Here is a 14,352-nt window from a genome sequence, read left to right as displayed (position 1 = left end):
TTCCAGGCTGTTTATATTTTATTATAGTTTTAATCGGTCCTGCAAAAATTTCCCGATGCCGTCTTCGTTGTTCGATAGCGTAATTTCATTGGCGATTGTTTTCAAGTCGTCAATACCGTTACTCATCGCAACGCCAACGCCTGCGTATTCAATCATTTCCAAGTCGTTGTCCTCATCGCCAAATGCAATGATGCGTTCACGGGGAATGCCCATTTCTTTTGCAATATAGTCGATGCCTACTGCTTTACTTAAACCTTTATGGACAATTTCAATAATCGGGAATGGAGCTCCCCAACGTCGGTGCTCGATCAGTTCAGCGTGAACATCCTGCAAATGTTTGCGGATAATCGGTGTATTCACATCATCGGCTTGAATAAGCAAACTTGTCGGGTCTTCTTTTAATGTATTTTTCAGATCGCCTGTTAAAATATTCGGGTTGCCCATGTGCAGCAACTGAAGCACACCTTCATCTTCACGATGGAGATACACGTCATCCATTACTTCGGCGATTAAGTTGTCGTATTCATATTTATGAACAGATTCTACAACATCATGGACTACACTTAAATTGACTGTTGTATGAATCGTTTTCCACATCGGATTTTTAGGGTGGTGGATGAGGGCTCCGTTGAAATTGACAATCGGAGTTGTTAAACTCAGCTCCTGGTAATAAAGCTGACTCGCACGATACGGACGTCCTGTCGCGATCATCACCTGATGACCTGCTTCTTTTGCTTTCAACAAAGTTTCCTTTGTCAGCGCAGAAATTTTTTTCTCGTCCGTCAATAAAGTGCCGTCTAAATCTAATACAATTAAATGTTCGTTCATAAGAGTAAGCCTCCTTTAGCCTGGGTATAATTGTAACGTGCAAAAATAGCATTCGTCAAAGTTTTGAAACATTGACCAATTTTTGCTAATGTAAACAAAGAGGTGAGAAATTTGATAGTTGACAAAGAACAATGGAAGTCCATTCCATTACTGCATGTATATGATGAAACGATGGATGAGCAAACACCGGTCGTTATTTTTCTTCATGGTTTTTTAAGCGCAAAGGAACATAATTTACATTACGCTTATCAGTTTGTGCAACAGGGTGTTCGCGTTATACTACCGGATGCGTTAATGCATGGTGAGCGCTCGAATCAATTGACGGAAGACCAGATGAACTTTAACTTCTGGAAAATTGTATTAAAGTCAGTGGAAGAAGTACATACTATTTATGGAGAATTGAAGCTGAAAAACTTGGCAGGAAACAAGGTTGGGATTGCCGGAACTTCAATGGGCGGAATCGTCACTTCAGGCTGTTTAGCGATCTATCCATGGATTGAAACGGCAGGTATTTGTATGGGTACAACTAGCTATACGAAACTGGCCCTCCATCAAGTAGAGGATCTAAAGCAAAAAGGCGTAACATTTCCGTTGTCTGAAGAACAGCAAACAGGCTTGCTTCAAATGCTGCAAAAATTTGATATGGAGCAGCATGAGGAATTATGGGCAAACAAACCGATTATTTTCTGGCATGGTGAGCGCGATACGGTCGTTCCTTATCATATGAGCCGAGATTATGTTGAACAACTGGAAAAAGAAAAAAAAGCGGAACATATTACTTATTTGGCAGAACGAAAAGCTGGGCATGCGGTATCGAGAAACGGAATTTTGCAAGTCACGCAATTTATGGCGCATTGTTTGGCATAAATCATGCGTTCTGCTATGATTAACATTAACACCATGGCGAAAGGGGAAATTTAAAATGGCAATTGATCACGATATGAAAGAAAGTATGTTAGGTGCATTGGAAAACGTAATTGACCCTGAGTTAGGCATTGATATCGTCAACTTAGGCTTAGTATATGAAGTAGATTTAACAGATGAGGGCTTAGCAATCGTTACGATGACATTAACATCAATGGGCTGTCCGCTTGCTCCAGTTATCGTTGACCAAGTAACAACTGCACTTAGCGAATTACCGGAAGTAAAAGAAGTAAAAGTAGATATCGTATGGCAACCGGCGTGGTCTAAAGACAATATGTCCCGCTATGCAAAAATGGCATTAGGCATTCGTTAATTAATAAGTGAATAAATGAATTGAAATTCGGTCATTTTGCGTATAGGCAAAGTGATCGTTTTTTATTAGGATCTTTGCGAAGGAAACAGAGCTTAATTATTTGTTGTTTGACCAACTTTGACTTATAATTAAATTAATCAAAAAAGGTCAAACTAAATGAAAGGGTGCACTTTATGCAATTTAACCAAACACAAGATAATCGTCCTCCATTAGAGCAATTTGGACGAAACTTAATTGAACAAGTAAAAAACGGTAAGATGGATCCGGTTATTGGACGAGATGAGGAAATCCGGAACGTCATTCGTATTCTGTCACGTAAAACAAAAAACAATCCGGTCCTCATCGGTGAGCCAGGTGTTGGTAAAACAGCGATCGTCGAAGGGCTGGCACAGCGTATCGTAAGACAGGATGTTCCGGAAGGATTAAAAGATGCGGAGCTTTATGAACTGGATATGAGTGCACTAATTGCCGGTGCATCGTATCGCGGGCAGTTTGAAGAGCGGCTGAAATCGGTATTAAAGCAAGTGAAAGAATCAGATGGACGTATTATTTTATTCATCGATGAGATCCATACAATTGTCGGTGCAGGCAAAGCGGACGGAGCAATGGATGCAGGAAATATGCTGAAACCAATGCTTGCACGTGGTGAACTGCATTGTATTGGAGCAACAACATTGGATGAATACCGTATGTATATCGAGAAAGATCCTGCATTGGAACGCCGCTTCCAGCAAGTAATGGTGAGAGAACCTTCTATTGAAGATACGGTTTCCATTTTACGTGGAATAAAAGACCGTTTTGAAGAACATCACCGTGGTGTTCGCATTCATGACCGCGCGATTATTGCAGCGGCCCAACTGGCGAACCGTTATATTACAGATCGCTTTTTACCGGATAAAGCAATTGATCTTGTCGATGAGGCATGTGCGATGATCCGCATAGAAATCGATTCAATGCCACAGGAACTGGATCAGTTAATGCGCCGCCTCACACAGCTGAAAATTGAGCAGCAGGCACTGAAAAAAGAAAAAGATGATGCAAGTAAAAAACGTCTTGAAATAATTACAGATGAAATTGATACATTGGAAGTTTCAATTAAGTCAATGAAGGAACAGTGGGAACTCGAGAAAAACGGTTTACAGATTGTACGCGATAAAAAAGATGAACTGAAAAAAATGGAAGCCGAGCGCGACGATTTATTTATTTCAGGCAGTAATTTAGCACGGGCAAGTGAGCTTCAGTACAGTAAAATACCACAGCTTGAAAAGGAAATCGCCGAACTAGAACTGCAGTTGAAACAGTCGGAAGGTAACCGGATGCTGCGTGAAGAAGTGACTGAAGAAGAAATCGCTAAAATTATTTCACGCTGGACAGGGATTCCGGTAACGAAGCTTGTTGAAGGTGAACGCGATAAACTGCTCCGTTTAAAAGATACATTGCATGAAAGGGTAGTCGGTCAGGACGATGCGGTAACTTATGTAACGGAAGCAGTTTGGCGTGCGCGTTCCGGTATTAAAGACCCGAATAAGCCGATTGGAAGCTTCCTGTTCCTTGGTCCAACCGGTGTCGGGAAAACGGAATTGGCCAAAGCATTGGCCGCACAACTTTTCGATTCGGAAGACCATTTCATCCGTATTGATATGAGCGAGTATATGGAGAAGCATTCTGTATCTAGACTTGTCGGAGCTCCTCCAGGCTATATTGGCTACGAAGAAGGTGGTCAGCTGACAGAAGCGGTACGCCGCAATCCGTATGCTGTAGTACTAATGGATGAAATCGAAAAGGCGCATCCGGATGTCGCGAATATTTTACTTCAAGTACTTGATGATGGCCGCATTACCGATAGCCAAGGACGGATTGTCAATTTTACGAATACCGTTATCATCTTGACATCGAATATCGGCTCACAGTTTTTACTGGAAGCATCAGAAGAAGCGGAACAGCTTGTTCAAGCCGCATTACGCCAGCACTTTAAGCCGGAGCTGTTAAACCGGATGGACGATATTATTATGTTCCATGCATTATCGAATGAGCACTTCCATAAGATTGCCTGGAAATATGTAAAGCAGCTTCAAGATCGGGTCGCAGAACAGGAAATTACGCTGTCTGTTGATGGGGAAGTTGTGGACTGGATTGTGAAGCACGGGATTGACCCGCAATTTGGTGCACGTCCGCTCAAACGCTTTGTCCAACGCCATTTGGAGACGATTGTTGCCCGTGAACTGTTAAAAGGGGAAGTCACAGCAGGTGGAAGTTTATCGATTGCATTGGAAAATGGAGAGTTAGTAATAAAATTAAATTAAGTTTGAAGACAGCTTGTGCGTGAATGCGTACAAGCTTTTTTTGGTGGTTTGAAATGTTCTAATAAGGATGGTTAAAGTTCTAATATAAATGAAAAAGTACTAATAAAAGCCCGAAATTTTAATATAAATGTCACTTGTGCTAATAAGAGGTGCTACTGTTCATATAAATGTGGAGACTTTTCTAATATCAAGTATAAAACTTCTAATATGTATTGAATTTATCTAATAAAGTCAGCGCCCCCCACAAAGTGGGCGTAGATAACAAGGGGCTGTCCAGTAGTTTTACCGGACAGCCCCTTGTTATCTATTAATGATGCTCTGCTTCTGCTTCTGGAGTTGATTCGTTTGGAATGATTGCAGCGATAATAATAACTAAAACGCTGAATACTAATGATACGATTACGCCATTCATGAAGTTAAAATCTACACTTAATACAGAACTTACTACATAGTTTAGCATTGAAACTAATAAGAATGACCAAAAGAACGTAATGATATATTGCATCAAATTCACCTCATTGAACTTATTTATAACGTTATTGTGAAATTACATCTTCAATATCATACCACAAGCATTCATCAAATTAAAAGGGCGAATCAAATTATTCTTCAAGTTGTCATAAATGCTTGTTTTTATTGCTTTTTTAAGTAGGAATTAACACGGAAAAAGAGAAGATTAGCTCGAAGTTGTTTGTCTAATAATGGAACGTTTTTTACATTCGCTCCTTAAAAGTTTAAACGTAAGAAACGAACGAATACTGCTGTCCGTTATTCAATTTTCATCCAGATGTTTTATTAATCATTATAGCCATTTTAATTGAAAGAAAAACAAGAATAAATCCCCAATCCCTCTTTTTCCGGAAATTTTAATTGTGTTAAAAATAATTATGTTCTATAATTAGTACCAACTACTAATAATTAGTTATATTTTTTGATTCATGAGAAAACAAGGGGGCTATTATATGAATGCCGGTATTATAGGGATGGGGAAATATGTTCCGGAAAAAGCTATAGCAAATAAGGATTTTGAAAAAGTTTTAGATACATCAGATGAGTGGATTCGTTCTCGGACAGGTATTGAAAACCGTTTTATCGCTGAGAATGAAGAAACATCGGATTTAGCATATAAAGCAGCAGTGCAAGCTATTGAAAATGCAGGTATAACACCAGATCAAATTGGTCTAATCGTTGTTGCGACGGTTACACAGGATCAGAATTTCCCGAGTGTAGCGTGTCAAATTCAAGAACGACTTGGAATATCGGGATGTGGCGCAATGGATGTGTCCGCTGCATGCTCAGGATTTATTTATGGAACGGCTATTGCAAAACAATTTATTGAGAGCAATAATTATGAATATGTATTAGTAGTAGGTGTTGAAAAACTGTCGAAAATTGTGGATTGGGATGACCGCAACACAGCTGTCCTATTTGGCGATGGTGCAAGTGCGGCTGTTCTCGGCAAAGTTTCGGAAGGCCGCGGAATTCTTGCGTTCGAACTTGGAGCTGACGGAACAGGCGGAAAGCATCTTTATTTAAATCCTAAAAACCATATTGCGATGAATGGTCGTGAAGTATTTAAATTTGCAGTTCGTCAAATGGGCGAATCAGCAGTAAATGTAATCGAAAAGGCAGGCCTGACGAAGGAAGATGTCGATTATTTGGTACCGCATCAAGCGAACATCCGCATTATGGAAGCCGCGAGAGAGCGTCTTGACTTACCAGAGGAAAAAATGTCGAAAACAATCCAGAAATACGGCAATACATCAGCCGCTTCAATCGGTATTTCAATCGTTGAAGATTTGGAATCAGGAAAAATCAAAGATGATGATATCGTTGTTTTAGTAGGTTTCGGCGGTGGCCTTACATGGGGAGCACTTGCATTAAAGTGGGGTAAATAAGCACGTTGATTGGAAGGTTGGGGAGGATGGAACGAATACTAAAATCGTCACCGACATCGTATTGGCCAAAGACCCGAAATGAAATCAACCTTTAAATAGGGAAAAGAATTTAACTTAGAAAAGGGTGTTAAATAATGGAGAAAAGAAGAGTTGTTGTTACAGGAATCGGTGCAGTATCGCCAGTAGGAAACAGTGCAGAGCAAGCATGGGAAAATGTAATTGCAGGCAAGTCTGGTATTGGACCATTAACACGTGTAGATGTGAGCAAATTTCCAGTCTCTGTAGCCGCTGAAGTAAGAGATTTTAATATAGAAGAATATATTGAAAAGAAAGAAGCACGTAAAATGGACCGCTTTACACATTATGCGGTCGCTGCTTCAATGATGGCTGCAAAAGATGCCAACTTGACGATTACCGAAGAAATGGCACCGCGCGTAGGTGTTTGGATCGGTTCTGGAATCGGCGGAATGGAAACACATGAACAGCAGTTTCTAACATTCCAGGAGCGCGGTGTTCGCCGTGTAAGTCCATTCTTCGTACCGATGATGATTCCGGATATGGCATCTGGACAAGTATCGATTTATCTAGGGGCAAAAGGAGTAAACTCTTGTTCTGTAACGGCTTGTGCATCAGGAACAAACTCGATTGGGGATGCGTTCAAAGTAATCGAACGTGGAGATGCGGATGTCATGATTACAGGCGGAGCAGAGGCACCAATCGTAACAATGGCGGTTGCCGGCTTCGTTGCAAACACAGCGTTATCGTTAAATCCGGACACGGCAACTGCATCACGTCCATTCGATAAAAACCGTGACGGCTTCGTTATTGGTGAAGGCGCAGGGATTTTAATTTTGGAAGAGTATGAACATGCAAAAGCGCGCGGTGCGAAAATTTACGGTGAAGTTGTTGGATATGGTTCAACTGGGGATGCCCATCATATTACAGCACCGGCTCCAAACGGTGAAGGTGCAGCACGTGCGATGCAAATGGCAATCGATGATGCACAAGTATCGCCTGACCAAGTTGGTTACATTAACGCACACGGTACGAGTACACCATATAATGACTTATTTGAAACACAGGCAGTTAAGACTGTTTTTGGTGACCATGCCTATAAATTGGCGATGAGCTCAACGAAAAGTATGACAGGCCATTTATTAGGTGCAGCAGGCGGTATTGAGGCAATCTTTACGGTACTTGCGTTGAAGGAAGGTATTTTGCCGCCGACAATGAATTTACACGAGCCGGATCCGGAATGTGATTTGGATTATGTACCAAATGCCGCAAGAAAAGCGGAAGTTGAATATGCGTTAAGCAATTCACTCGGTTTCGGCGGACATAACGCTTGTTTATTATTTAAAAAATTTACAGATTAATAAAATGACAAAAAACGAACGTGCTTCTTCTATCGCACGTTCGTTTTTCGTATAGTTGTACGAAGGATGGTGTTTTGACACGTTTCGTACTTTTTTTATTTTTTTATGGGCTCAGTGTCATGTCGATCAGTAATATGATTTTATACTTGAATTACCGCACGCTCGGTTATTCATGGCATGCTGTATTAATGTACATTGTACACGGAGCAGAGTTGTATATGCTGCTTGTTGCTATTGGCGGGATGTTTAGCGTCGTTTACGGCCTAAGCCCATCGCGTTCTCCATTTTCTTGAGTGTTTTAGAGGCAATGGCATTCGCTTTTACTGCACCCTCATCCAAAATTTCATCAAGTTCAGGTGAGTCAATCAGTGCATAATAGCGTTCTTGAATTGGTGTTAAGTGGTCAATAACAGCCTGTGCTACTCCAGCTTTAAAATCACCATAGCCTTTGCCTTCATACTTTGCTTCTAAATCTGCAATTGCTGTTCCGGATAAGGCAGATTCAATAATAAGCAAGTTTGATACACCTGGTTTGTTTTCAATATCAAATTTAACGATTCCCTCAGAATCCGTTACAGCAGATTTGATTTTCTTCTCGATCTCTTTTGCTGTATCAAGCAGGCGAATCGTCGCTTTTGAGTTCGTATCCGATTTGGACATCTTTTTAGTCGGCTCTTGCAATGATTTGATACGTGCGCCTTCTTTCGGCAACTGAATATCAGGAATCGTTAATACGTCATTGTAGCGCTTATTAAAACGCTCAGCTAAATCGCGTGTTAATTCAATATGCTGCTTTTGGTCTTCGCCTACTGGTACGATGTCTGTATTGTAAAGAAGAATATCGGCAGCCATTAACGGCGGGTATGTTAATAGTGCGGCAGAAACGGACTCTTTACCTGTTGATTTGTCTTTGAACTGTGTCATACGCTCTAATTCACCTATTGAAGCGACGCATTGCAGCATCCAGCCGGCTTGGGCGTGGGCAGGGACTTCTGACTGAATAAATAAAATTGATTTTTTCGGATCAATGCCACATGCAATATACATAGCTGCCAAAGAGCGGATATTTTTACGCAACTCCAGGCGATCCTGTGGCACAGTAATTGCATGCTGATCCACGATGCAATAAATGGCGTTGTTGTTTTCCTGTAAAGCAGGGAATTGTTTAATCGCTCCGATATAGTTCCCTAAAGTAATAGTTCCTGTTGGTTGTACACCTGAAAAGATTGTTTTCATTGGGTGTTCCTCCTTAAAATCAAATGAAAATAAAAAAACATCATGCGTCCTCTATTCGAAAATAGAAGGGACGAATGATGTTAAAATCCGCGGTACCACCCAGCTTGCCTAAATCGGCCACTTTGCTTCGTAACGTGAAGGTGACGAGCTGGACTACTAATAGAAACGTTCATCAAGCTAACTCGGAAGTCCATTCCATTTAACGAATGATCTGTTTACACCAACCACAGACTCTCTAGGCATTCTCATTAAATGTACTACTCTTCGTCATCGTTTTTTATAATCTTGAAAGGATTATAACTTAATCATTGAAAAGAAAGCAATCGTTTTATTTTAAAGAAACAGGAATAAAACGAAGTGAAAATGGAAATAGTAGTAAATAGATGATTGTATTATATGAAATGACATTGTATTTTCTGATTTTTTTCTCAATTACATTTTGTTAAATGAGAAAAAATATCGAAAATCAGGACGTTTTATTTTTCTATTATACGGGTAAAATTTGTTATGGCACAAAATTATAGAAAGTGTGCCTATTAGAGAGAAATACGTAATAAAATTTATTACGTAAGTTGAATTATTTGTTGACATTGTATATTCAAACATGGGTTATTCATGTATAATGGGAACAGAATCTTAAATTAAATTAATTCTAAATTGAGTTTTACTTATACATTTGTGCTTCTTTAATAACAGGAAGCAACATCTAGCAATTGAATTGAAATCAATTAGAGAGGGAGTGAGCCAATGTTAGTAACATTATTTACTTCACCAAGTTGTACTTCATGTCGAAAAGCAAAAGCATGGTTAGAGGAACATGATATCCCATATACAGAACGTAACATTTTTTCCGAGCCACTTACAATTAGTGAAATCAAAGAGATTTTACGAATGACAGAAGATGGTACAGATGAAATTATCTCAACGCGTTCGAAAATTTTCCAGAAGTTGAATGTCGATGTTGAAACATTGCCGTTACAACGATTATATGAGCTTATTCAGGAATATCCGGGACTATTACGTCGTCCGATTATTTTAGATGAAAAACGTCTGCAAGTTGGTTATAACGAAGATGAAATTCGTCGATTCCTGCCTCGTAAAGTACGAGCATACCAGTTGCAAGAAGCACAACGCATGGTTAACTAAATAGACCGCTCATGATGTTACGGATGCATATTGTGCAATTGTAGCATCTTTTTTTTATTTTAGAACATATTAGAAAGACACCTTAATTACTTGATTTAAATGGAGTGGTGCAATACAATTTCAATTATTCAAATTATTTATCCTGAATAATGTTTTTCCTTTTCATTTTAATCCATTCCATCATACAATAGAGTTATAGATACTTCTAATATTTAAAAGTATCTCAGTTCCGATGCAATAGAACGCCATATTGTATGCCACTTGGAAATAAAGCGACGTTCTATACAATGACTGTGAAGGGGGTTGAGGTCTAATGGACATCGAACGCATTAATGAAAATACGCTAAAATTATTTATTACGTATAGTGATATCGAGGACCGCGGTTATACTCGTGAAGAAATATGGTACAATCGCGCAAAAGGTGAAGAGCTTTTCTGGGATATCATTGGTGAAATAAATACAGATGATTATTTCGATTTAGATGGTCCAATTTGGATTCATATTAACGCTTCAGAAAGTGGATTGGAAGTCGTTGTTACACGCGCGTCTGTAGGTAATGACTCCGAAACTTCTTCAATGACAGGCAACTTTGAAGATGACCTTCATATATCAGATCAATTAAATGAAATGGAAGAATCGATCTTCAATGCGATTGGCAAAGCTGCAAAAGAAGAAGAACAATCGCTTGAAAATGCCCGATTCCGATTTAAAGATATTGACGAACTAGTACCTCTTGCAAAACGCGCAGCACCATTAGGATTAGAATCTGTGTTGTATAAATGGGAGGATTGCTACTATTTATATGTAGATTTGAAAGATTTGGAAAGCCAGGAAGCGAGAAATATCATCGCTTTATGTACTGAATATTTAGCTGCTTCCAAAATTACAGCGCACCGCCTTGAAGAGTACGGGGAAACAATCATTGCTGAAGACTGCTTCGAAACAATCATTACGTATTTTGATTAGGACAGCAGTTTACGAAAGTCACCTGATTTCAGGTGGCTTTTTTGTGTTTGTGCTGGGGGATATCTGGTTGGAGGAAGTAGAATATAGAGGGGCAAAAGTAGAATATTGGTTGAGGAAAGTTGAATATAGTGCGTGTGAAGCAGAATAGGGCATCGAGAAAGTAGAACCTTGTGACGGAAAAGTGGAAAGTTCGTCTATAAAGGGGGACGGCAATCAATAAAAGTAGAAATCCATTGAAAAAACCAGTTTCCAATAGTTACTATTTACAAGTTGAAAATGAATATGCATTTCATTAAGATGGTTAAAAAGGAGTGGAAGCAAATGCTGGTCGCAATGACCGAACAACAGCAATTATTCCATTTAACGTCGAAACTTCCGCTGGATGAATTACAAAGAATAAAAAAGCAGCAGTCCTTTTTCTGCCCTCAATGTAAAGAACAGCTTTTATTAAAGGCTGGACAAATAAGAATTCCCCACTTTGCACATCAAAAAAACAGTGAATGTGATTCCTTGTTTTCGGAAGGGGAATCTGCCGAACATCTCCTTGGGAAACAACACCTCTTTGAACTTTTTATGAGCCTTCAGCTACGTCCCGTCCTTGAACCGTATTTGCCGCAGCTTCAACAGCGACCGGATATTCTCATCACAATAAAAAATCATCAATATGCAATCGAATTTCAGTGCAGTCCAATCGCGCATCCATCTTTTCAACAGCGTACTAGAGGCTATTTGCAAGCAAAAATAACGCCGATATGGATTTTGCATACTCCCGATAAATTCAAAGGTACCGGTATCGTAAAAGTTTCAATCAATCATACACATTCCCAATTTATGCAACAGTATAAAGAACAGAAATTCCTCATCACCTATGATGTAAAAAGCAAAACCTTCTACTATATTAGCAATTTAATTCATCTTCATAAATGGCAGTATTTCGCTGTTGTTAAGCCATTGCCCCTTAGTCAACAACGTTTTCCGCTGTTGGTTCCTGAAAAAGTATCAAAATCCCAATTTCATCTGCTCCTGAAAAACTACAGGAAATATCGGGAATACTATATCCATCCCCGTCTTTTATTAAGCAAAAAAGGGGTAAACGATCAATTTTTCCGTTCAATTTATGAATTAAGGCTAACGATGACGGAGTTCCCGATTTTTTTGGGGATTCCTGTTTACAATACGCATGCTTTTAATCAATTTTGTATAGAATGGCAAGTAGGGCTTTTTCATTTTATGGACTACCATGCGCTCACTCCCAAAACGATGAATGTACATGCAATTCCTTATTTTTTCAAATGGAGTCAATTGAAGTTGACGGATGAGCGAAAAGCGGCGGTGGAACACTATTTAGCAATTTTAAGACATCTCAATATTAAGCAACTGGGTGAGAATATAGCCGAGGAACAACTTTTTAATGTTCTGTACGACGAATTGGTTGCATTTGGATGTTGAAATTGTTTAAATAGATTTATAATTTCGAATATCGGAATAGTAGGAGGCAAATAAATGGCAAAGCAAATTTTAACGCGTGAAGAAGTACCTGAGCAATTAACATGGGATTTAACAACAATTTTTGAATCCGATGAAGCTTGGGAAGCTGAACTGAAAGAAGTGGAACAATTATCAAAAAAAGCTTCGGATTATAAAGGGAAAGTAGCAGATAGCGCGGAAAGCTTATACAATACATTGCAGTTCAGTGATGCATTATACGAGCGTCTGAGCAAGTTATATGTATATTCTCATTTGAAGCATGATCAGGATACGACGAATAGTAAATACCAGGATCTTGATGGTCGTATTCGCTCTGTTCTTACAAATGCAGGAGCAGCGTGGTCATTTATTACACCTGAAATTTTAGCATTGGATGAAGCGACTTTAAACAGCTATGTGGAAAGCTATGAACCACTTTCACTATATGAACAAAGCCTAAAAGAACTAAACTTGGGCCGTCCTCATATTTTATCTGCTGAAAAGGAAGAATTGCTGGCACAATTTTCTGAAGTGACATCGACAGCTGGCAAAACATTCAGCGCTTTAAACAATGCTGATTTAGAATTCCCGAAAATCATAGGGGAAGATGGAGAAGAAGTACAAATTACGCACGGTAACTATATTACAATGCTTGAAAGCGATAATCGTGAAGTACGTGAGGCAGCATTTAAAGCCGTTTACAAAACTTACGGCCAATATAAAAATACATTTGCGACAACTTTAGCTGGGAATGTAAAAGCGCATAATGCTAATGCAAAAGTTCGTAATTACAATTCTGCTCGTCATGCAGCACTTAGCAATAACTTCATTCCTGAAAAAGTGTATGACCAGCTTGTTTCAACAATCCATGATTACTTACCGGCATTACACCGTTATGTAGAGCTTCGCAAAAAAGTACTTGGTGTAGATGAGCTGCATATGTACGATCTGTTTACACCGCTTGTTAAAGAAGTGAAAATGGAAGTAACATATGACGAAGCAAAGAAAACGATGGTAGAAAGCTTCGCGCCACTTGGTAAAGAATATCAGGAAATCGTTGAAAAAGGTTTGGAAAGCCGTTGGGTAGACGTGCTAGAAAACAAAGGGAAACGCAGCGGTGCCTATTCTTCGGGAACGTTCGGTACAAATCCGTATGTCTTAATGAACTGGCAAAATAATGTGAATAACCTTTATACATTGGCACATGAATTCGGCCACTCGATGCACAGTTATTATTCACGTGCCAACCAGCCGTATCAATATGCAGATTACTCGATTTTCGTTGCGGAAGTGGCTTCAACGTGTAACGAAGAACTATTATTTGATCACTTAATGAAAACATTGGATGATGATAAGCAGAAAATCTATTTATTAAATCAATGGCTGGATGGTTTCCGCGGTACGGTATTCCGTCAAACAATGTTCGCTGAGTTTGAGCATATGATTCACGAATTAGATGCAAAAGGCGAATCAATCACATCGGAAAAATTAACATCGATTTATTACGATTTAAACAAACAATACTTTGGTGATGCAATAACAGTAGACGAGGAAATCGGTCTGGAATGGGCGCGTATTCCACACTTCTACTACAACTATTACGTATATCAGTATGCAACAGGTCAATCAGCGGCAACAGCATTATCTAAACAAATTTTAGAAGAAGGCGAACCGGCAGTTGAGCGTTATATTAACAACTTCCTAAAAGCAGGCTGCTCGGACTTCCCGATTGAAGTATTAAAAGCTGCAGGTGTAGATATGGAATCTCCGGAACCGATCGCATTGGCATGTAAAGTATTCGAAGAGAAGCTAGAAGAGCTTGAAAAATTATTATTGAATAATTAATAGTTTGTGAAAACGCATCTGTTTCAGGTGCGTTTTTTGCTTGAAAAAA

The 14,352-nt window shown here is 39.3% G+C and carries 12 protein-coding genes and 1 other annotated feature; of the genes, 9 read left to right on the top strand and 3 right to left on the bottom strand.

Annotation, left to right across the window (positions count from 1 at the left end; genetic code table 11):
- Window positions 1–21: 21 nt before the first annotated feature.
- Window positions 22–828: a Cof-type HAD-IIB family hydrolase gene (locus tag ACQKN3_RS10500; protein ID WP_251689720.1), complete on the bottom strand. Its 807-nt coding sequence runs from the start codon at window positions 826–828 to the stop codon at window positions 22–24.
- Between the two features lie 111 nt (window positions 829–939).
- Here ACQKN3_RS10500 and ACQKN3_RS10495 point away from each other — a divergent pair, with 111 nt between their 5' ends.
- The 3 genes from ACQKN3_RS10495 to ACQKN3_RS10485 all read left to right on the top strand — a co-directional run bounded on the left by ACQKN3_RS10495 (window position 940) and on the right by ACQKN3_RS10485 (window position 4,368).
- The gene (locus ACQKN3_RS10495) at window positions 940–1,695 is read left to right on the top strand and encodes a prolyl oligopeptidase family serine peptidase (RefSeq protein ID WP_427711195.1); all 756 of its coding nucleotides are present in this window, start codon (window positions 940–942) and stop codon (window positions 1,693–1,695) included.
- A gap of 61 nt (window positions 1,696–1,756) precedes the next feature.
- Window positions 1,757–2,065, top strand: a complete 309-nt coding sequence (locus tag ACQKN3_RS10490; protein ID WP_039966323.1) for a metal-sulfur cluster assembly factor — start codon at window positions 1,757–1,759, stop codon at window positions 2,063–2,065.
- A 173-nt stretch (window positions 2,066–2,238) separates the two neighbouring features.
- A complete protein-coding gene (locus ACQKN3_RS10485) occupies window positions 2,239–4,368 on the top strand; it encodes an ATP-dependent Clp protease ATP-binding subunit (protein ID WP_427711193.1) in 2,130 nt (709 codons plus the stop codon).
- A 307-nt stretch (window positions 4,369–4,675) separates the two neighbouring features.
- Here the strand turns inward: ACQKN3_RS10485 and ACQKN3_RS10480 are convergent, their stop codons facing one another.
- Complete coding sequence (locus ACQKN3_RS10480) at window positions 4,676–4,873, bottom strand: YjzD family protein (protein WP_008403579.1); 198 nt, start codon at window positions 4,871–4,873, stop codon at window positions 4,676–4,678.
- A 457-nt stretch (window positions 4,874–5,330) separates the two neighbouring features.
- On the opposite strand from ACQKN3_RS10480, the gene ACQKN3_RS10475 reads away from it, so the two are divergent.
- Window positions 5,331–6,266 carry a beta-ketoacyl-ACP synthase III gene (locus ACQKN3_RS10475; protein WP_251689714.1) on the top strand — a complete coding sequence of 312 codons (936 nt, stop codon included), beginning with the start codon at window positions 5,331–5,333 and terminating at the stop codon, window positions 6,264–6,266.
- A 134-nt stretch (window positions 6,267–6,400) separates the two neighbouring features.
- Window positions 6,401–7,642 (top strand): beta-ketoacyl-ACP synthase II, encoded by a 1,242-nt coding sequence (fabF, locus tag ACQKN3_RS10470; protein ID WP_251689712.1) that lies wholly within the window; start codon window positions 6,401–6,403, stop codon window positions 7,640–7,642.
- A 246-nt stretch (window positions 7,643–7,888) separates the two neighbouring features.
- Here the strand turns inward: fabF and trpS are convergent, their stop codons facing one another.
- Window positions 7,889–8,878 (bottom strand): tryptophan--tRNA ligase, encoded by a 990-nt coding sequence (gene trpS, locus ACQKN3_RS10465; RefSeq protein ID WP_014824616.1) that lies wholly within the window; start codon window positions 8,876–8,878, stop codon window positions 7,889–7,891.
- Window positions 8,879–8,941: 63 nt separating this feature from the next.
- Window positions 8,942–9,158, bottom strand: a binding site (T-box leader).
- A 467-nt stretch (window positions 9,159–9,625) separates the two neighbouring features.
- Here trpS and spxA point away from each other — a divergent pair.
- The 4 genes from spxA to pepF all read left to right on the top strand — a co-directional run bounded on the left by spxA (window position 9,626) and on the right by pepF (window position 14,303).
- Entirely contained in the window at window positions 9,626–10,024 is a 399-nt protein-coding gene (gene spxA, locus ACQKN3_RS10460) for a transcriptional regulator SpxA (protein ID WP_008403575.1), read from the top strand.
- A gap of 313 nt (window positions 10,025–10,337) precedes the next feature.
- Complete coding sequence (gene mecA, locus ACQKN3_RS10455; RefSeq protein WP_427711190.1) at window positions 10,338–10,991, top strand: adaptor protein MecA; 654 nt, start codon at window positions 10,338–10,340, stop codon at window positions 10,989–10,991.
- Between the two features lie 321 nt (window positions 10,992–11,312).
- On the top strand, window positions 11,313–12,440 hold the full coding sequence (locus tag ACQKN3_RS10450; protein ID WP_427711188.1) for a competence protein CoiA: 1,128 nt from the start codon (window positions 11,313–11,315) through the stop codon (window positions 12,438–12,440).
- A 54-nt stretch (window positions 12,441–12,494) separates the two neighbouring features.
- A complete protein-coding gene (gene pepF / locus ACQKN3_RS10445) occupies window positions 12,495–14,303 on the top strand; it encodes an oligoendopeptidase F (protein WP_427711186.1) in 1,809 nt (602 codons plus the stop codon).
- The last annotated feature ends 49 nt before the right edge of the window (window positions 14,304–14,352 follow it).

The sequence above is a fragment of the Solibacillus sp. NPDC093137 genome, from assembly GCF_050280445.1.
Taxonomy (GTDB): domain Bacteria; phylum Bacillota; class Bacilli; order Bacillales_A; family Planococcaceae; genus Solibacillus; species Solibacillus isronensis_B.
This window is presented reverse-complemented; position numbering and strand designations above follow the sequence as displayed.

What these genes read in the sequence shown, in the direction of transcription:
- ACQKN3_RS10500 (WP_251689720.1), bottom strand. Translation starts at nt 828, where the DNA reads ATGAACGAACATTTAATTGTATTAGATTTAGACGGCACTTTATTGACG.
- ACQKN3_RS10485 (WP_427711193.1), top strand. Translation starts at nt 2,239, where the DNA reads ATGCAATTTAACCAAACACAAGATAATCGTCCTCCATTAGAGCAATTT.
- ACQKN3_RS10480 (WP_008403579.1), bottom strand. Translation starts at nt 4,873, where the DNA reads ATGCAATATATCATTACGTTCTTTTGGTCATTCTTATTAGTTTCAATG.
- ACQKN3_RS10475 (WP_251689714.1), top strand. Translation starts at nt 5,331, where the DNA reads ATGAATGCCGGTATTATAGGGATGGGGAAATATGTTCCGGAAAAAGCT.
- fabF (WP_251689712.1), top strand. Translation starts at nt 6,401, where the DNA reads ATGGAGAAAAGAAGAGTTGTTGTTACAGGAATCGGTGCAGTATCGCCA.
- trpS (WP_014824616.1), bottom strand. Translation starts at nt 8,878, where the DNA reads ATGAAAACAATCTTTTCAGGTGTACAACCAACAGGAACTATTACTTTA.
- spxA (WP_008403575.1), top strand. Translation starts at nt 9,626, where the DNA reads ATGTTAGTAACATTATTTACTTCACCAAGTTGTACTTCATGTCGAAAA.
- mecA (WP_427711190.1), top strand. Translation starts at nt 10,338, where the DNA reads ATGGACATCGAACGCATTAATGAAAATACGCTAAAATTATTTATTACG.
- ACQKN3_RS10450 (WP_427711188.1), top strand. Translation starts at nt 11,313, where the DNA reads ATGCTGGTCGCAATGACCGAACAACAGCAATTATTCCATTTAACGTCG.
- pepF (WP_427711186.1), top strand. Translation starts at nt 12,495, where the DNA reads ATGGCAAAGCAAATTTTAACGCGTGAAGAAGTACCTGAGCAATTAACA.